A 19,257-nucleotide genomic window follows, 5' to 3' on the forward strand; every position below is an offset into this window, starting at 1 on the left:
CATACTAAAAAGAAATAGATTTTTTTATTGAACTAATAATCGAAAATATATTTCTAGCAAAGATATAAAAAGGAGAAATAAAAACATATGAGGAGTCGGAAGGATAAAAATACTGAAAAAAGAAATAGTAAAAAAATAGTAATATGGTTTATGATATTAGTCCTATTTGGATGTATATCAGGATTTAGTTATTTTGTTTATAAGAAAGTTTATGAAGAAAGCAACTTAGTAAAACATGAGACTGAAAATAAAGTAGTAGACAAACCAAAATCGATTAAGAAGCCAGCTATAAAGCCACCAGTTCAAAAGCCAGAAAATAACAATACGGCAAAACCAAAAAACATAGAAACGACTATAAAAATTAGTGCAGCTGGAGATTTTACACTTGGCTCAGATGAGGATTTTCAATATATTAATTCTTTTCCAGCAGAAGCAAATAAAAATGGATTAGCTTATTTTACAAAAGGACTAAATAATATCTTTAAACAAGATGATTTATCAACTGTTAATTTAGAAACGACGTTAACGAATTCAAAAATAAGAGCATCTAAAACATTTCGTTTTAAAGGTAATCCTTCTTATGCCAAAATATTAACTTTAAGTGGTATTGAAGCGGTCAATGTAGCAAATAACCATAGTCATGATTATATGCAAAAAGGTTTTGAAGATACGATTAACAATTTGAAAAAAGAAAAAATAGGTTATTTTGGTTATAACGACCAATATGTAACAACGATTAAAGGGATTAAAGTTGCTGCACTAGGCTATGAAGGCTGGAATGATTCACCTGACTTAAGGATTAAAATTAATAATGATATACAAAATTTAAGAAAAAGTGGTGTCAAAATTATTCTAATCCATTTCCATTGGGGAATCGAACGAGACTACGTACCGAATAGTACTCAAAAGAATTTAGCTCATTATGCAATCGACCATGGAGCGGATTTAATAGTTGGCCATCACCCACATGTTGTTCAAGGAATTGAAGAGTATAAAGGGAAGTTTATTGTGTATAGTTTAGGGAATTTTATGTTCGGTGGTAATAAAAATCCAAAAGATAAAGATACATTTGTTTTCCAACAAACTTTTCATCTAAATAATGGGATACTTACAAATCAAAAAGAAATAAGAATTGTTCCATTTTCAATTTCTTCAGTATCTAGCCGAAATAATTATCAACCATTATTTTTAAAAGGCCCTGAAGAACAAAGAGTTAAGAAAAAAATAATTTATGTTTCAAATAAGATACACGGATCCAATTGGACTCAATATGAAAAATAAATGAGAGCAATCCTTAAAAGGGTTGCTTTTTGTATGTTGAAATATAAAATGGTCAAACGTATATTAAGAGAATCTTATTGATAATATAATTCATTTTATTTGATCTATTTATGATTTTAAATGTTAATTTGTTTGAGCAGTTTTATAATATCAACAAACTCTAGTAATTGTTTATTTTAGAAGTTAAAAATATTTAATTGCTAAATTTTAGATAAACAAGTTCAAATGATTATTATTATAAGTTGATGTTCTTACTTAATTAATCTACATACTGATTAACTAGCTGTTATGCTACTCTAAGTAAAGGATATTAAAGTAGGTTTTTAGTGTAACCATTTTTGTTGAATAAGTTGATTGGAACGGAGGGTTGTTCGACTCCTATGGGAAATGCGGGAAGGCTGAGACCCCACAGGAACGAACGTGACGAGGAGGCTCAGGTCTCGCCCCATGGAAAGCGAGCATCCCGTAGTGGAAATCAACATCACTCTACTCCTTTTACGAAAATTTGATAATTAATTGACTAGGCTATTTTTCAATAGCGTAAGCAATCCGATAAAAGATTGTTTTTTTAGTAAACCATGATTTTTCAGATCAAAAGTTATAGGTAAAAGTTCTTATTTAAAATGATAATGCTATTTTTTGGAAGGAATTTATTCTTTTATAACGAATCAAAAGAATAACCTAATAGTAAGTTGATTGCCAAATAAAATTTAGGAGGAATAAGAAATGAATCTACAGTTTATTGAATTCCTTAGTATTATTTTCGTATCCTTGATTTTATCTGTGTGGGTAGAGGTTAAAATGCAAAATAAAACACACAATGTATTAGCTACAATGTCAATTGCATTTAATATTAACCTATTCATCCTAGGCATTGCGAGTATTTGGTGGATCCTTCATGCTAGTGATAACGCAAGTATAATTTTAGGTATTCAATTATTATTAGCAGCATTTTTCGGAATTTTATTAATTAATATCGGAGTATTCTTTTTTGTTAGAAATAGAGTAGTTTCGTAAATTTATTATGCTCGATCAGGTTGTTTAGTTTTACATAGACCTTAATTTAAATCAAGCATTACTCTATTTTAAAAGAGTAATGCTTTTTAATTTTACAGCATTAACGAGTAGAAAATAAGGAGAAATCATGAAATTATACATTAGAAAAATGACAGAGTCTTACGCTACTGAAATTCTTAATTGGAATTATGCCCCACCTTACGATTTTTATAATAATGAATTAAGCAAAGAAGGACTAGATGAACTAGTAAATAATGAGTATTTAGCAGTAATTGATCAAGATGAGAACTTAATTGGCTTTTATTGTATTGGTCAGTCAGCTCAAGTACCAAAAGGCAACGAGTTTGGCGTTTATGAAAAAAGGATGGTTGATATTGGATTAGGAGTTAGACCAGATTTAACAGGGAAAGGATTTGGGAGTGAATTTTTCAAGTTTATTCTTGAAAGAATTCATGAAACGACTAATCTTTTTACACTGAGATTAACAGTTGCTAAGTTTAATAAAAGAGCAATTCGACTTTATGAAAATTTTGGATTTAAAGCGGAAAATGAGTTTTGTACTGAGCGTGCTGAATTTATAACAATGATTAGTGGAAACTAAATATTCCCCAGACTTTAATAAATTGTCTGGGGAATAAAGCTTAGCTCATAAACTCACTTACTATTAAATCATAACGGTATGGTGTGACTTCTTCATTAAATGTAAACACAGTATCTGCTTCATCTTTATTTGTTACAAGTTCACCCCTGGCAACAGCATGTAACTCTAATAGTTCATAAAGAGAAATACTATTCTTTTCAGTCATAGCTTCAGTTAGTATTGCTAAACTATTCGAATTACTTTTTGCGTTGTTATAGTACTCTAGATTGTCTTGTAAACCTAAATCACACCAGATAATTTTCTGTTCGAAAGTGTCAAAAATTAGTGGAATACATATTTTTTGATCATTTGCTAGATCGAAGCGATCCATTACAGTACTAGGCTCAAAAACCTTACCGGACTTGAAATCGTCTCTTAGCATCCATCCAGCAAAACAACTAGGTAAATTACAAAATGAATGATCTGAAAAACTATTTACACTTAATACAACATAACGAATCCCATTATTTTTAAGTGTAGGAATATGGCAGTCTATGAACTCACTAGCCCCTTTAGGAGCACTTGTGAAATCACCACTGTGATAACATTTAAACTGTTGATTTCTTAGCTCATAGTAAGAGATATCACTTATATAATTAAAATTATCATCGTAAAATACTGCACTTAAATCAATATCGACAGTTCCTGTATGTACTCCATCTACATCGCCTTCTTTCCAATAAAGAAAGAATCTAATAATATCACCTTCACCAATCGGAACATTTGAACCTCGAGGGATTGTTCTAAGTGACTTACTTGCCGAGCGCAATCCATTAGGTAATGTAAAGTTACGATAGGATTCATCGATCCATACTTTGCCAAGAGATTCTTTAACAGAAAAACGTTCGGACAAAGTTTTTTTAACAATATTTAAAACAACATCGATTATAACTTCACTAAGTTTTATTATTTTATTTTCAATTGCATAGAGTTTCGCAACATTTCCTTTTGGAAAAAAGGTGCGAATTCTTCTCTCATCATTCCGTTTATTATAATGATTCCAAAGACTCAATAGAACCGGAGTTGAAACATCCTTACAAACGATTGAAAACTGTGAAACAATATATCGCTGATCATTTTCTTCAGTAAATGAACGTAAAACAAAATCTAGTTTTCTAGCAAACTCACCAGGACGTTTTATTAATTCATTAGTTAATTTAGTGAGATTCTTTTCACTTATGTATTTAGTGATTTTACTTTGGTATGTACTTACTTGCTTTTCGTTTCTAAGGATATTGAATAAATTTGCAGTGTGCGGAAAACGCTTCGAGTATTCACCAGGATGTAGTTTTTCTCCAACTCTTATCCATACGTTGCGTCTTTTAACCATTTCTTCAATTGCATGAGGGATTTCATTTAATAATGAAAGTACGAATTTGCGCTCTTTTCTACTAAATGATTTAAATTTAGTATTCATGCTTAACGATGGATCACCATCACTTAATGCAACACAAAAGCGTAATATATCTGTTGCCGTTTTTAAATAATTTGCGATTTCATTTTCGCTTATTTTTTTTGATTGATACAATAGTTTTAGGACAATAACCATTTTTTCTTTTGATAAAAATAGTTCTGGTAATAAATTTTGTGGTTTATTTTGAGCTAAGAGTACAAATTCAATATCTTCAATGTCCTGGGATTTAAAAGAACCAGTACTGTCAATTAATCTTTTAATAATTAGAATTAAATCATCTTGTTTTGCAAGTTTAATTATCTTTAGCTCTTTTTTATTTCTAAGTGGTGGTCGTTTTTGAATTAAGGTAAGAGGCTGAACATCAAAAATATAATACAACAAGCTATTTATATAAATTTCAGCTTCATCAATTTTCATTACGTCATTAGGAAAGTTTTTGTAAAAAGGAATATGGTCAACATTATAGCCTAATTCATTAGCAATAGTTTCCCTGAAATCTATAAACCAAGCTATAAATTCTTGATCGTTCCATGTTTGTAAAATTTCAATAAGCTCAAGTGAAAAAGTATAACTGAACGCTTCAAGTTGTTTCAAGGCTGTTGCAAGTAATGGTTTTGGGAGGTTGTTTTCTTGTTTTTCGATATAGAGGGAATTTTTTCTTCGGAAAAGGATGTTTGTTTGATTCAATTATTGCCTCCAAATTTTATAATAAAAAAAACGAGGAAATTATTGAATCTAGAAAAAGTACTTAGAGTACAAACCTAATAGAAGGAAGATTCAATATAGCCTCGTAACCTTATCAATTCTGATAAGGAATACAGGAAAGAGACCCGCTAGATAAATTCTAAATTTGAGTGTAGAAGGAAGCTAAAGTCATAGCCTGTTATATTAGTTTAGTATGTATGAAAGCGTTTTGCAACAAATAACATATTCTTGTTGTTTAAGGAAAATTCATAATGTAAGGGAGTTTTTCGATTTATAATAATTTAATAACTTAAGGAAAAAATAAGTACGTAAAATTTGATTGACATGAAACCAAATGGTTGTATATAATTTCAAACATAACCAAAAGGTTTTATATTAACTAGAAAGAAGGATTGAAATGGGCGTACAAAACCAAGTTGAAGATATTAAACAAACTCTAATATATAATGCACCTATTCAAAAAGTCTGGGAGGTCGTCTCAACATCGGAAGGTATATCTGCATGGTTCATGCCAAATGACTTTAAACCAGTCGTAGGTCACGAGTTTCATTTACAAGGTCCATTTGGTCCATCACCTTGTAAAGTTTTAGAAATTGATGAACCAAATCGAGTATCGTTTACTTGGGATGTTGATGGATGGGTAGTTTCATTTAATTTAAAAGATTTAGGGGATCAAACTGAATTTACGTTAATCCATAGTGGATGGAAAACTGCTGATGAAATTCTTCCAAAACCAAACCAAAAAAGTGGTATAGTACGTGACAATATGAATGGTGGTTGGGCTGGTATTGTTCAGAAGCTTAAAAAGGTTGTTGAAAACTAGTGACCAGTTCTGCACAAAAATATGACGTATTTCAGGCGATAGCCGATCCTACTAGAAGAGAAGTACTTAAATTATTAGCTAATAATGAATTGCCCATTTCAGAGATATCAAGTAATTTTCCAATGAGTCGAACAGCAATTGCAAAACATCTCCATATCCTTTCTGAAGCTGAATTAATTAGTGGAAGAAAAGTTGGCAGAGAAAGAAGATACAAACTACAACCAGAAGCATTTTTAGAGATTAAACAATGGTTATCATATTATGAGCAATTTTGGGCAAATAAATTATCTATCCTTCAGCATCTAGTTGAAAATAACGAAGACCAAAGTATAAAAATAGTTAAATCAAATATAGAAAATAATGAAGAATAATAAAAAACGAATCTTAAGTAGATTCGTTTTTTTTAGCGTTGAAATATATCATAGTCAATTTTAAAAATAGATCACTAAGTAAAATTTTTTGATTAAGTTATAATCTTCGTTGGTGAAGTGTTAGTTATTTATGTTTATGAATCGGTAAGATTTTTAATAAAAAATTAAACCGTTTTTATTTGAACAAGAATTGAGAAGATTTAATTTTTCGTTTGAATTTTTAATTTAATTTCTTCTATTTTTATTATTCTTCTACTATTTTTCTTTATAATCCATGGTTCATTTTTGTAGATTTCTTAATTTTATTGAGGATAAGACTTTTGTGTGAACTTCCTCAAAAAGCTTGTTCTAAAGTTTTTAAAGATAAACTTTTTTAGACGAATAAGTTGATTGGAACGAAAGGGTGCTCGACTCCTGTGGGATATGCGGGAAGGCTGAGACCCCGCAGGCTTGCCGAGGAGGCTCAGGTCTCGCCCCGCGGAAAGCGAGCACCCTGTAGTGGAAATCAACACGATAATACTTATTTAATTGACAACTTTTTTTCAACAGCATGTAAAAAACGAATCTTAGGTAGATTCGTTTTTTTGCATAGACAATTTTAATTATACCTATATAATAAACTAATGTGGCAAAAAAATATTATGAATGAATAGTCATACTTGAGGAGTTAAGCAATGCATAAAAGTATATATATTTTAGCTATTGCAACATTTGTCGCAGGAACCGTTGAATTTATTATTACTGGTTTACTGTCAATGATTGCAGGAGATTTACATGTTTCAGTTGGTGCGGTTGGTCAACTAGTATCAATTTTTTCAGTAGTATTTGCTTTTGGAGCTCCAATTTTTATAGCGATCACTTCAAAAATAGAACGTAAAAAATTACTATTAATCGCATTATCAGTATTTTTCTTTGGAAATATTCTTTCCATCATTAGTCCGAATTTCGCTGTATTATTAATCGCGCGTATTATACTTGCAGCAAGTTGCTCGGTTGTAATTGTTGTTTCAATAACGACTGCAACAAACATCGTTTCTCCTGAAATTAGAGGTAGAGCAATTGGAGTTATATTTATGGGAATCAGTTCATCTCTAGTTTTTGGTGTCCCTTTGGGTACAGTGATCGGTGAAAACTTCGGTTGGAGAATGACATTTGTATTAGTCGGTTTATTAAGCTTATTGGCTATGCTAGGGATTTATAAATTCTTACCGAAAGTTAAAGGTCAGCCTACAATTCCATTGATTAAGCAAGTAGCAACACTTAAAAATAAACGTATTTTATCAATTCAACTCATTTCTTTTTTACAATTAACAGGACATTTTACAATTTATACTTACTTTACACCATACTTAATGAAAACGATGGGATTATCTACTAACATGATCAGTATTGTTTTACTAGTATTTGGTATGGCAGGGATTTTAGGTGGATGGTTAGGTGGTTGGTCTACTGATAAATTTGGTGGAAGTAAAACATTAGTGTTTAATTTAGGTTTATTAGCTATTTCTATTTTAACTTTAACATTCGCTCCTAGTTCAATAATTAGTTTATTTATTATAGTTGTTCTATGGGGAACGGTATCTTGGTCAATTAGTCCAGCCGTTCAAGATAGTCTAGCGAGAGTAGCAAAAGATTCTGCGGATATTCAAGTTGGTTTAAATAACTCTTTTTCTCATACAGGAATTGCTTTAGGGTCAAGTTTAGGTGGGATCCTAATTACTCAATATACAGTAACAATGAACGCGTTAGTAGGAGGCATTATTGTTATTTTTGCATTACTTTCTGCGATTTATTCTTTTGTTTTAACAAATAAAGTGAATGAGACTAAATTAATATAAAAAATGGAAACGATGCGTTTTTTTGCATCGTTTTTATAATTTATTTTTCAGAATTGGTTATTCTAATAATTAAGTTTTACGGCATAAAACTAATATTAATTAGAAGGTGATTTTTATGGAAAATAAATTAACGCATTATGATGGCAGCGGAATTAATAAAGAAGTATTTGAACAAAATTTTCAACAAGAAGATTTTCAAGTAACTGAAGAAATGAGAACTAACATAAGCGGAAATCCTTATATTTTTGAGTAAGATTTAAAAGCGATACATCCTAGTATCGCTTTTTTATTTATCTTTTTTGAATTTGTCTATGTTATTTAACTCTTTCATCAAATATGATTAATAGAAGAAGGAGGGGAGAAAAATGAGTTCATTTGCAAAAACGCCAAAACCTCCATATTTTGCTGTAATTTTTTGTTCTAAAAGAACGGATAGAGATAATGGGTATAGTAAGATGTCTGACAAAATGGTTGAATTAGCTTCAAGTCAACAAGGGTTCTTAGGAGTGGAAAGTGCTCGAGATCATGAAAAGGGGATAACGGTTTCATATTGGGAGTCATTGGATGCTATTAAGACTTGGAAGGAGCACGCAGCTCACAAAGTTGCGCAAGAACGTGGAAAAAAAGACTGGTATGAATCATTCGCTTTAAGAGTGTGTAAAGTTGAAAGAGATAATTTTTTTGAAATGTAATCATAAGAAAACAGCGATTATGATTGAAATAGATCCAAGATTTAATATTTTTGATGGTTTAGATGTAAATAATATAAAATAATTGGAATAAATTTGAATGAAAATGATAGTTATTATCAATACTATAAATAAGAAAGGGCAACCTTCTAAGTAGGTTACCCTTCATACAATTACATTCCAGCTTCAAATGTTTTACAATCAGTTTCAGCGTTGTTTTTAGCTTGTTTCCCTTTATGGCTCACAACATAAATGGAATCCGCACTACATTTGTTTCCAGAAGCCCAAAATTTACAGTTATCAACTTCGCAAAGTACATCTTTTGCCATTATAAGACACCTCCCTTAATTTTATCTTTTACATTAATAAGGGGATTGATACGTCTATAATTTCTTTTTTTAATGTAAATTAATTCAAGTGAGAACTTAAAAGGCAAATATAAACCTTATCGGAATGCGGTAAGGTTTTTAAAATTGTGCACTCATTTAAATTGGTTAAACATATAGTGATTTGTATATAATAATCTTTAAAACCATATAAGATTGTTGCTCTAATTTCATAAAGTTTAAAGTCCATTAAAAAATAACTTTTTGAAGTCAAAGCGCTTACATGTATTCACCTATAACTTATACATATCTTTTCAGTGAAAAACAGAAAAAGATAAAATTGTATACCAAAACTAGGTAATTATGGTATAATTTCTTGTAAATCATACTAATTAATATCTTTTGGTATACCAAAGTTCAAGAGAGGATGGTGATACAATGTTAAAGTATGTGTTTGGATTAGTAATTTTTTTATATTTATTTTCCTCTTTGTTTCATTTGGATTTACAATTTTTTATTTCTTCTTTTTGTGCCTTTATTGTTCTTCATACGATGTTTACAGTAAAATCACTCGTTAGAACAATAGGAAGTATTTTTTTACTAATAGGATTCATACTTCTTTGGAGAAGCAATGCGAGTATAAAAGAATATATCCTTTCATTCGGTCCAATGCTTGATTTGCTTACGATGTTTGCAGTAATTCCAATATTAGGTTTTCCGGTTAAATTGGGAGGGTATGCAAAGGGCATTCAAACGATCATACAGAAAAAAGTAAAAACATCCGGTCAATTGTACATTATGACATCGGGAATATCATACTTTTTAAGCATGTTTATGAATTTGGCAACTCTCCCAATGACTTACTATTCTATTCAACCATCCTTAAGTCTTTTTTCGATAAAAAAAGAAGATCGATTTATGAGTCGAGCCATTACCCATGGATTTGCGATGCCTCTACTATGGGCTCCTATTACACCAATCGTAGGTATTGTAATTGGCGTAACTGGGGTTAGATGGGGAGCTATTTTGCCATATGTATTACCGTTAAGTATATTGGGGATTGTTTTGGATTGGGTATTAGCAACAAGGAATTCAAGGCAAAATGTTTTGAGAGGACATAGAAATGATTTAGTAAAAGATGAAACAGCTGCTTCACTAGAAGGTGTGGTAACTCAAGGAAAAGTTTTTCATATTTTCATAGCTATTATTCTATTCAATCTCATTATTTCATTTGCAGAACATCTTTTTTCGTATTCTTTTGTTATTATCGTATCAATTCTAGTAATACCGTTTGCGCTTGGTTGGTCTCTTTTCATTAAGCAGCAAAAAGCATTTTTACATAGTTTAAAGGAATATTTTCATTCATATTCTTTTAAAATGAAAGACCAATTTTTTATTTTTTTGTCAGCTGGTTTTTTTATTTCCGTTGTAAAAGGTACGAATATAAATGTAACAGTAAATATAGCAGTCACTCATTTTAAAGATATTGTAGGACCAGAGGTATTTTTAATTCTATTACCACTAATTCCGTTAGCATTTGCGTTTACAGGGCTACACCCTGCAGTAACCTTAACGTTAATGGCTGAAGCGCTAGATCCACAAAGCTTAGGTATATCACCGTATATTTTAACTGTGTCATTACTTGCCGGAGCCATTTCTGCGTTTTTAGTAGGGCCATACAATGCGACGATTGGATTAATGTCGAGCATCGTTAAAGAGAGCTCCTTTAAAGTATCGAATTGGAATATACCATATACAATAAGTTATTTACTCATTGTAATGTTTTATTTGATTGGTTTAGAGTGGCTTATTTAGAAGAATCGAAAGGACAACAGTATGATAGTTGTCTTTTTTTATTGTAAAATTAAGAAATAGCACTGGATCAGTGCTATTTCTATGTAATCTATACAGTTAGTACGTCTGACTTCACTAATTTGGAATGCTGAGAGTCCTCGCTGTTACCTTGGGCTTTTACTATTTCGTATAACTCTTCTAGTGCTGCTTCAATCGTTTCAAATGTCTCAAAGAACTTTACACGAATGTCATTCACGTATTCTTTTCCTTCATACTTTTCGTAAAGTTTAATTTTAATATTGTCATCTAACACTTCGGCAATTGTATATTTAGCTTTTAGTTCGTTAAAAAAGTAGAAGTGGTATGTTTCGATTGCCTTTAATCCCTCGTTATCTACAATAGTTTGAAACGTGTCTTTATTCGTCAAAACAATATACTTACCCATCTTTGCACACTCCTCATCTAATTATGTAGTATTGAGCTAAGGTATTTTGTATACCAAAATTCTATTCATAGTGTAATACAGAAAAAAATATTAATCAATATAATTTTCTGAATTTTTAATAAAAATAATAGAAGGCTATAATAATAAGTTTTTTTGAATTAACAAAACATTTAATGTTAAAGATTTCCAAATAAATAATAGTATTTACTTTCTAAAAAATTCGAATTATAATCAGATTAAATTTTTGAAATTTTAAGAAAATTAAGAAGTTGGAGGGATACATATGCCAAAAGTACGCTTGCATGTAGAAGGAGAAATTATTGAGCAAGAAGTGCGTGATCACGCGAATTTAGTTGTGTTGGCAGGCATCCGTCAATTCCCAAAACTGAAATACGGGTGCGGGATGGGAAAATGTACAAAATGTGCATGTAGAGTGCTAGAAGGAGCAGAAAAGCTTGATCCGCCAAATTGGAAAGAGCAGAAAATGCTAGGCGAAAAGGTTGAAGAAGGCATTCGTTTATGCTGTCAGTTAACAATCAAAGATGATATTGTCATTTCACAAGAAAATATAAACGCCCCAATACCGAAAGTTGCAAAGTCAGTAAATGCACAGTAATTTTTTTGCATAATTTAGGTATACAAAATACCTCTTTAATTTAAAGGTTGAATTCATAGGACGAAAGTTGAAGGTTTTGTAAGCGGATACAACTATGAAAGGGGGTGAAAATATGAAATCATATTTGTTAACTGAGATGACTTGGGAAGAAGTAATGGATGCACTACATACTGTAAAACTAGCAATAATCCCAATCGGTGCACACGAACAGCATGGACCTCACATGGTTGAAAGCTGTGATGCAGTTCTAGCTGAGAAAATGGCTGAGAAATTAGCTGAAAAAATGTATCCTCATGTAATTGTAACGCCTACTGTCAATATGGGAGTTTCACACCATCATTTAAACTTTCCAGGAACCATTTCATTGCAACCGACTACGCTTATCGCAATTTTAAAAGATATGATCGTATCTCTTAAACATCATGGTATTCAAAAATTTTTATTATTAAACTCTCACGGTGGAAATCAGTCAACCTTAAATGTTGCTTGCACCATGTTGTCAGAAGAGCTAGGTTTGGAAATCTATTATGCTAAAACGACTGCATCTGCCAAACTTTCAATCTCAGAATCTATTCACTCGCCATTGTTCGGTCACAGCTGTGAACGTGAAGTGTCAGAAGCACTTTACTTGGCTCCTCACTTAATTAGACCAAATAAAATTACTAAGGGAAGCATCCAAAACGAAGGTAGATGGAAACAACTACGACCTGGTAAAGCTATTCAAGGGTTTTATCGATACGAAGAGATGACGACTAATGGTTGCATTGGGGATGCAACGAAAGCAAGTTACGAAATAGGGGAAAAGATTGTAGGTGAAGCACTCGAAAACCTTTCAAACGAACTCCAAAAGCTATTACATCTAGAAGAATGTAAGTTGTAAGTACCTATAAATGAGAGGGTGGGGTTTATGGATTTAACTGTTGCTCACTGGCTTTATGGTATCATGACACTTGTTGTAATTGTGACTATGTTGTTTCGAAAAGGGGTTGTATTGCCTACCATCATTGGGACCTTTCTTGTTTCTGTTGCTTATAAAGGATCAATTGTTGGTGGATTTCAAGCGTTATTCAACGCAAATCTTGTAGCAGCAAAAGAGCTATTTACCATCTTTTTAATCATCACTTTTATGGTGGCATTATTACATTCCTTAAAAGATACTGGTGCAGATGAAAGAATGATTGCTCCGATGCAGAAGGTGATGAAAAACGGACATATTGCTTTTGCTGTTTTATTAGTTGTCACATACGTCATTTCTTTATTCTTCTGGCCTACTCCTGCCGTTCCGCTTATTTGTACGTTATTAGTACCTGCGGCTATTCGTGCTGGTTTATCGCCAATAGCTTGTGCCATGGTTGTTTCTATTGCAGGACAAGGTATGGCATTATCTTCCGACTATATTATGCAGATTGCGCCAATGCTTACTGCAAAATCAGCAGGTATTCAAACATCAGCTGTGTCAGGTAAGGTCATGATTCTCTCGTTAATTACAGGGGGGGTTGCAATCGCAATTACGTACTTTACTGAACGCAAATCAATCGGTAAATCAGAAAGTGAAGCTTCATTGCAACATTTACAATCACTTGTAAACAAAAACTCTTCCGCAAATGAAATAGCTGCTGCAACAGAAGCTACTGTGGATGATAGAGAGCGTGAAAAATGGGGGAAAATCTTTGCTGTATTAGTCCCTCTATCACTACTAGCAGTTATTATATTCATGTTTTCAACGAAAATTGGTAATGGTAAAATGAGTGGATTTGAAGGAGGAGACGGTGCAGCATTTATCGGTGGTGTTGCAACTATGTTGTTAGTAGTAACATGTGTAGCATTCCGTCGTTTACAAGCTCTTGATAAAATTAGTGAACATATTACAGAAGGATTCGTATTTGCATTTCGTGCAATGGGACCAGTTATTCCAATTGCTGCATTCTTCTTCTTAGGCAGTTCGGACTTTAGCGGTACCATTTTTTCCTTAGGAGAAAATGTAGCAAAGCCAGCTTTCTTAGTTGATTTAGTTCAGGCTGGTCAATCGATCATTCCACATAATTCGGTTTTAACGGCGTTTGGTCTATTAATTACGGGAGCGATTACTGGGTTAGAAGGTTCAGGTTTTTCTGGATTACCGCTAGTGGGAGCTTTATCAGGCGCATTAGCACCGGGAGTTGGTATGGAGCCTGGAACGCTAGGAGCTATCGGTCAAATGGGATCTGTGTGGACAGGTGGTGGAACGTTAATTGCGTGGTCATCATTGGTAGCGGTTGCTAGTTTTTGTGGTGTGAATGTTTTAGAGTTAGCTAGGAAAAACTTACTTCCTGTTGCTACAGGCTTAATAGTCTCTACCATTGTCGCTCTTGTTATATGGTAGAGCATCCTTTTTAAATTTAGAAAAATTAGAAAATTTAATAAAAATATATTTACAAACAAAAAACAATGGGTTACTATAAGGTTAGTTGGTATACCAAATACAAAATACAAATAAATCACTCGATTAAAGTAGTTTTTATAGGTGTTTTAAGTTATTTGGTATACTTCGATTGTTTAACTAAACTATTAAACTACATAAACATATTGGAGGAGGAGTTTGGATGACTAGATTATTATCTAAAGATGAGTTTCGTAAGGAGTTAGAAGAAGCAATTAAAGGGAATCACAGCCAAAAAGCACCTTTTACTGTAGCATGGGCTGAAGGGAAATTAGAGCGTAGTCACTTCGCTCGCTGGGCTGAAAATCATTACCATTATGTTGGACCTTTTGCAGATTACTTAGCTTATATCTACCATAACACTCCAAATTTACCAAAATATGAAGATGCAAAAGATTTCACATTACAAAATATGTACGAAGAAGAAATCGCTGGCGATCGCCATACAGACTTATTAATCCGATTTGCTGAAGCTTGTGGAACTACTCGTGAGCGCGTATTAGATCCTAACAACATGGCTCCTACAACGTTAGGATTACAGAGTTGGTGTTTTGCGGTCGCAGCACGTGAAAACTTCGTAGTAGCAACTGCAGCATTAGTTGTAGGACTTGAATCTCAAGTTCCAGACATTTATCGTAAGCAAACTCCAGCATTACGTGAGAAGTACAACTTTACAGATGAGGAGATTGAATTCTTCGACTTACACATCGTATCAGATGAAATTCACGGAGAGCGTGGATACAAAATTGTACTTGATCATGCTGATACTCCAGAGTTACAACAACGTTGCTTAGAAGTAGTTCGTACTGGTGCAAAAATGCGTCGAATGTATATGGATGGCTTATGGAGAGAATATCTTGAAAAGGATTTAGGTGCTCTAGTACAAGCATAATAATTAGAAAATAAAATGGCAGTTTCCGACTAGGGAACTGCCATCTTGTTCAGAAAGGATGATAAATTTGCTAACTACTAAACTAGAAACTTATAAAAATTACATATCTGGAAGTTGGGTCGAGTCAGTAGATAATAAAACGTTCCAAAGCGTAAACCCTTCTAATAAGGAAGATATTGTCGGTACATTTCAGGCATCTACAGAACAAGACGTGATTCAAGCAATTGATGCAGCAAGCGAGGCTTTTCCTGCCTGGGCACAAACTCCACCATCTAAACGTGCAGCTATTTTAAATAAGGCGGCAGCAATACTTGAACAGAGAGTGGAACAACTAGCTGAAGAATTAACACAAGAAGAAGGAAAAGTGATAAGCGCGGCCAAACAGGAAGTGCTTCGCTCAGCGGAAACGCTTCGATATTATGCAATCGAAGGACAAAGCTTTACGGGGGAAACTTTCCCGAACGATGATCCAAATATGAGAGTCACAACAGAAAGGGAGCCTCTTGGTGTTATTTCAGTCATTACACCATGGAATTTTCCATTATCTATACCATCAAGAAAGATTGCTCCAGCATTAATTACTGGAAATACAGTTGTTTTCAAACCTTCATCTGATACACCTTTAATTGCATTTCGACTTGTTGAGGCGCTTCATGAAGCTGGTATACCAAAAGGAGTCATCAATTTTGTAACAGGAAGTTCGTCCGATATAGGGGATATCTTAGTGAAACATCCTGCTATACGAGGAGTTACTTTCACTGGGTCTACTAGCGCCGGGGAACATATTCATAAAAACACATCCTTTACTACAAGAACACAAATGGAGCTTGGTGGTAAAAATCCTCTAATTGTAATGGAAGACGCAGATGTTGATTTGGCAGTTAACCTAACCGTGAATGGAGGCTTTCATCTTACTGGTCAAGCATGTACAGGCACTAGTCGTGTAATTGTTATGAAGAAAGTAAAGGAACAATTTGTTCAGAAATTAGTAGAAAAAACAAGTGCTTTAAAAATTGGCGACGGGTTTGACGAAAATGTCATTATTGGACCTCTTGCAAACGAAAAGCAGTTAAAAAACGTTCTAAAGTATATAGAAATTGGTAAAGAAGAAGGGGCTACTCTTGAATATGGAGGTCAACAGCTTACTTATGGAAAATACGAAAACGGCTACTATATTGAACCGGCGATCTTTACAAATGTAAAACCCGAAATGCGCATTGCTAAAGAAGAGATTTTCGGCCCAGTAGTTGCTGTAATTGAAGTAGAAAGCTATGAAGAAGCCGTTTTAATTGCTAACCATGTTGAATATGGATTATCAGCATCGATTGTTACGAATAATTTGAAACTCGCTCATCAATTTACTAAAGATGTTCAAGCAGGGACAGTTAAAGTAAATCGAACAACGACAGGTAATTTGATGAATGCACCATTTGGTGGAGTAAAACGCTCTAGTACTTCCACATTCCGTGAGTCAGGCAGAGTTGGTCTTGAATTCTTTACACAAATAAAAACAGTCTATATCGGTTACTAAAGGAGGATTTTAAATGAAAAAAATTTTAAAACTAGAACTAGATGAAGCAAAAGTAATGATTGAAGCTGCTAAGAAAAAATCAGAGACTATTAATGTTCCAGAGACGATTGCAATCGTAGATGACGGGGGATATGTTATTGCACTTGAACGAATGAATGATGCTCGTATTACAGGTCCTGAAATTGCTATTGCTAAAGCATATACGGCAGCGGGGCATAAACGCTCGACTCATTTATTTAATACAGAACCAAACGGACCAGCTCTACCGGGCAATGAAGCATTTGGAATACAACATATGCTAAATGGGAAATTCGCAATTTTTGTAGGCGGTTTTCCAATTGTAGTAAATGGGGAAGTCATTGGTGGAGTAGGGATCAGCGGTGGAAATGGAGAGCAGGATACAGCTGTAGGAACAGCTGCCCTGCAAGCATTGCAAGAGTTCCTTTCAAATGATGGTTATGAAGTTGTTACGGATGCAGACATTAAAAAATAATATTTTGGAGGCGGTTAGGTGTTATTCCTACATCGCCTTTTTTGGTGTACGAACATTCGTATAGAAAATAACTGGGATTAAAGTTCGTATTTAAAGGCAATAAAAGTAGTTAACTTTAGTTATAAGAAGATTTACTTATCAAAATGGTTTGAGAGATAAAAGAACTAAATAGCAAACGTGCTTGTATGAACATGAGTGGTATTAATTTCCATCTATCTACTCGATTACTTATTTAAAAGATACTATAATAGAAATATCGATTTACTTTTAACAAAATGATGATACACTATTTTAAAATAAGCAAGAAATGGGAGGCAGGTGAATTAATTGGAGATGGAAACTAATTTTCTTTCAATCCGAGAACATGCGTATAGATATTTAAAAGAATTGATTTTAGAGGGGCATTATAAGCCAGGCGATCGATTAATTGAACGGGAGCTTGCTGTTAAGCTAAACATTAGTCGTACACCTATTAGAGAAGCTTTATTCCGCTTAGAATCACAAGGGTTTGTAAAAACGGTTCCTCGTAAAGGAGTCATCGTTTCGAATATTTCTGATGAAGACATTATGGAAGTGTTTACGATTTTATCATCACTAGAAGTGTTAGCAGCAAAATTGGCTGCTAAAAAAATGACGGACGAAATTCAAAAAGAGTTTGATGAGAAAATCGAGGAGCTTCTTTATATTGAGGAACACTCAGACGAAACATTTGAGAACGAGCATATCGAAATGAATCTCCTACTGTATAAGGCAGCGAGAAGTCCGAAGCTATTTGAAATTTTATCCGGCTTAACAGATTATATCCATATGTCCGCTAATATGGGGTACGAAACGCCTGGAAGACGCAAGGAATCATTGAGGGAACATATTGAAATCATGAAAGCAGTAAGGAATAAAGAAATAGAAATGTCAGAGTATTTAACGAAAATTCATATCGAAAATTCTAGACGTGCGTACATGAATTACATAGAAAAAAGAAAAGAAAAAACGACATAAAATAGTTTTTAGATGTTTTCTCTTTTCTTGTATGAATAATCATTAATCTAAAAATAATAAAAGCCCCCTATAAGTGAGACAATGAGATCGTCTAGACTAAGGGGGCTTTTTATTTTGGTTTCGTATTTTACAAATAGTAAAAAAGCAAATACTAGATTCCAATAACGATAGAGGAAGTTCTATTTTTTAAAGTATTACAAATACTCATTGCTACAATATACCCCGTCTTTGGATTAGTAGAAGAAGGAATATTTTTTACCTTTACTTCCATTTCACCAAAAAATCCTTTTACGAAAATTTGGTGTGTATTACTCATTATGCTTGGATCTACATAAACTTGAACTTTTGTTTTATCAAATCCGATTCCAGCAAGGCTCAAGGTTGCTGAAACATTTGTGCTTTCCGGAAAAAGCTTAGAAGATTCTCTAGCAACGCCATTATAAATGCAAATTGGCTCTTTAACGGTATCTAAATCTACCTTATCCTCTGCAATTGTTCCTCGCCAAGCACTCGGTGGTTTTCTCGTTACAAGCTTTACTTCATCAACACCTTGAAGCATAGAAGCAGCAACACGATCTAATCCGGCAATCGCAGCAGAAGGGATAATGATCTTGCTGTTAGTAAGTTTTGCAGCAGTTTCAAGTTCTGCTAATAATTCATCATCTGCTAGTGCACCTACAGATGCGATGATAAAGTCACTACTAGTAGACAGCGTCCTTTTCCCATACTTATAAACAGCTTCATGACCTGCAGCTTCAATAATAATATCCAATCCTAATCCGAAAAAAGCCTCTTCATTGTCGTAAAATAAATGACTTATATGCGATTCGTATTGATCCTTTCTCCGTACGAGAACAGCCTTTAATAACACATTACCAGCCTTGCCTTCGTTTATATATTTGGCGATATCTTGTCCGATTGCTCCAAATCCAATTAATCCAATATTAAGCACATTCATCACCTCGTT

At 33.2% G+C, this 19,257-nt stretch carries 20 protein-coding genes; 16 read left to right on the forward strand and 4 right to left on the reverse strand.

Going from position 1 to position 19,257, the window contains the following annotated elements:
* Positions 1–87: 87 nt before the first annotated feature.
* The 3 genes from BM319_RS19435 (at position 88) to BM319_RS19445 (ending at position 2,899) form a co-directional block, all read left to right on the forward strand.
* A complete protein-coding gene (locus BM319_RS19435; RefSeq protein ID WP_091024267.1) occupies positions 88–1,281 on the forward strand; it encodes a CapA family protein in 1,194 nt (397 codons plus the stop codon).
* Positions 1,282–2,007: 726 nt separating this feature from the next.
* Positions 2,008–2,298, forward strand: coding sequence for a hypothetical protein (locus BM319_RS19440; RefSeq protein ID WP_069033307.1), 291 nt, complete (start codon positions 2,008–2,010; stop codon positions 2,296–2,298).
* Positions 2,299–2,425: 127 nt separating this feature from the next.
* Positions 2,426–2,899, forward strand: coding sequence for a GNAT family N-acetyltransferase (locus BM319_RS19445; RefSeq protein WP_069033306.1), 474 nt, complete (start codon positions 2,426–2,428; stop codon positions 2,897–2,899).
* Between the two features lie 40 nt (positions 2,900–2,939).
* On the opposite strand, the gene BM319_RS19450 is transcribed toward BM319_RS19445, so the two are convergent.
* Positions 2,940–5,039, reverse strand: a complete 2,100-nt coding sequence (locus BM319_RS19450) for a TerD family protein (RefSeq protein ID WP_091024269.1) — start codon at positions 5,037–5,039, stop codon at positions 2,940–2,942.
* A 415-nt stretch (positions 5,040–5,454) separates the two neighbouring features.
* Between BM319_RS19450 and BM319_RS19455 the strand changes: the two genes are divergently transcribed.
* The 5 genes from BM319_RS19455 to BM319_RS19470 all read left to right on the forward strand — a co-directional run bounded on the left by BM319_RS19455 (position 5,455) and on the right by BM319_RS19470 (position 8,781).
* Entirely contained in the window at positions 5,455–5,880 is a 426-nt protein-coding gene (locus tag BM319_RS19455) for an SRPBCC family protein (protein WP_069033304.1), read from the forward strand.
* Entirely contained in the window at positions 5,880–6,251 is a 372-nt protein-coding gene (locus tag BM319_RS19460; RefSeq protein ID WP_091024271.1) for an ArsR/SmtB family transcription factor, read from the forward strand. Before BM319_RS19455 ends, BM319_RS19460 begins: the two co-directional genes overlap by 1 nt.
* A 674-nt stretch (positions 6,252–6,925) precedes the next feature.
* Positions 6,926–8,089: an MFS transporter gene (locus BM319_RS19465; protein ID WP_069033302.1), complete on the forward strand. Its 1,164-nt coding sequence runs from the start codon at positions 6,926–6,928 to the stop codon at positions 8,087–8,089.
* A 115-nt stretch (positions 8,090–8,204) separates the two neighbouring features.
* Positions 8,205–8,342: a hypothetical protein gene (locus tag BM319_RS24840; protein WP_175403473.1), complete on the forward strand. Its 138-nt coding sequence runs from the start codon at positions 8,205–8,207 to the stop codon at positions 8,340–8,342.
* A 112-nt stretch (positions 8,343–8,454) separates the two neighbouring features.
* On the forward strand, positions 8,455–8,781 hold the full coding sequence (locus tag BM319_RS19470) for an antibiotic biosynthesis monooxygenase family protein (RefSeq protein ID WP_091024273.1): 327 nt from the start codon (positions 8,455–8,457) through the stop codon (positions 8,779–8,781).
* A 170-nt stretch (positions 8,782–8,951) separates the two neighbouring features.
* Here BM319_RS19470 and BM319_RS19475 read toward each other — a convergent pair whose 3' ends face one another.
* A complete protein-coding gene (locus BM319_RS19475) occupies positions 8,952–9,107 on the reverse strand; it encodes a DUF1540 domain-containing protein (protein WP_069033300.1) in 156 nt (51 codons plus the stop codon).
* A gap of 435 nt (positions 9,108–9,542) precedes the next feature.
* Here BM319_RS19475 and BM319_RS19480 point away from each other — a divergent pair, with 435 nt between their 5' ends.
* Positions 9,543–10,919 (forward strand): hypothetical protein, encoded by a 1,377-nt coding sequence (locus BM319_RS19480; protein ID WP_069033299.1) that lies wholly within the window; start codon positions 9,543–9,545, stop codon positions 10,917–10,919.
* An 88-nt stretch (positions 10,920–11,007) separates the two neighbouring features.
* Here the strand turns inward: BM319_RS19480 and BM319_RS19485 are convergent, their stop codons facing one another.
* Positions 11,008–11,343, reverse strand: coding sequence for a hypothetical protein (locus BM319_RS19485; RefSeq protein ID WP_069033298.1), 336 nt, complete (start codon positions 11,341–11,343; stop codon positions 11,008–11,010).
* A gap of 283 nt (positions 11,344–11,626) precedes the next feature.
* On the opposite strand from BM319_RS19485, the gene BM319_RS19490 reads away from it, so the two are divergent.
* The 7 genes from BM319_RS19490 to BM319_RS19520 all read left to right on the forward strand — a co-directional run bounded on the left by BM319_RS19490 (position 11,627) and on the right by BM319_RS19520 (position 18,290).
* Positions 11,627–11,959 (forward strand): 2Fe-2S iron-sulfur cluster-binding protein, encoded by a 333-nt coding sequence (locus tag BM319_RS19490; protein ID WP_069033297.1) that lies wholly within the window; start codon positions 11,627–11,629, stop codon positions 11,957–11,959.
* A gap of 112 nt (positions 11,960–12,071) precedes the next feature.
* The gene (locus tag BM319_RS19495) at positions 12,072–12,839 is read left to right on the forward strand and encodes a creatininase family protein (protein WP_091024275.1); all 768 of its coding nucleotides are present in this window, start codon (positions 12,072–12,074) and stop codon (positions 12,837–12,839) included.
* 27 nt (positions 12,840–12,866) lie between these two features.
* On the forward strand, positions 12,867–14,321 hold the full coding sequence (locus tag BM319_RS19500; RefSeq protein WP_091024277.1) for a hypothetical protein: 1,455 nt from the start codon (positions 12,867–12,869) through the stop codon (positions 14,319–14,321).
* Between the two features lie 220 nt (positions 14,322–14,541).
* Positions 14,542–15,270, forward strand: a complete 729-nt coding sequence (locus tag BM319_RS19505; RefSeq protein ID WP_056471818.1) for an iron-containing redox enzyme family protein — start codon at positions 14,542–14,544, stop codon at positions 15,268–15,270.
* A 58-nt stretch (positions 15,271–15,328) separates the two neighbouring features.
* Positions 15,329–16,801, forward strand: coding sequence for an aldehyde dehydrogenase family protein (locus BM319_RS19510; protein ID WP_091024280.1), 1,473 nt, complete (start codon positions 15,329–15,331; stop codon positions 16,799–16,801).
* A gap of 13 nt (positions 16,802–16,814) precedes the next feature.
* Positions 16,815–17,294 (forward strand): GlcG/HbpS family heme-binding protein, encoded by a 480-nt coding sequence (locus BM319_RS19515; protein ID WP_091024282.1) that lies wholly within the window; start codon positions 16,815–16,817, stop codon positions 17,292–17,294.
* Positions 17,295–17,627: 333 nt separating this feature from the next.
* Entirely contained in the window at positions 17,628–18,290 is a 663-nt protein-coding gene (locus tag BM319_RS19520; protein WP_069033356.1) for a GntR family transcriptional regulator, read from the forward strand.
* 151 nt (positions 18,291–18,441) lie between these two features.
* Here BM319_RS19520 and BM319_RS19525 read toward each other — a convergent pair whose 3' ends face one another.
* Positions 18,442–19,242 carry an aspartate dehydrogenase gene (locus tag BM319_RS19525; RefSeq protein ID WP_091024283.1) on the reverse strand — a complete coding sequence of 267 codons (801 nt, stop codon included), beginning with the start codon at positions 19,240–19,242 and terminating at the stop codon, positions 18,442–18,444.
* Positions 19,243–19,257 lie beyond the last annotated feature (15 nt).

Source organism: Bacillus sp. UNCCL81 (assembly GCF_900112535.1).
Lineage (GTDB): Bacteria > Bacillota > Bacilli > Bacillales > Bacillaceae_G > Gottfriedia > Gottfriedia luciferensis_B.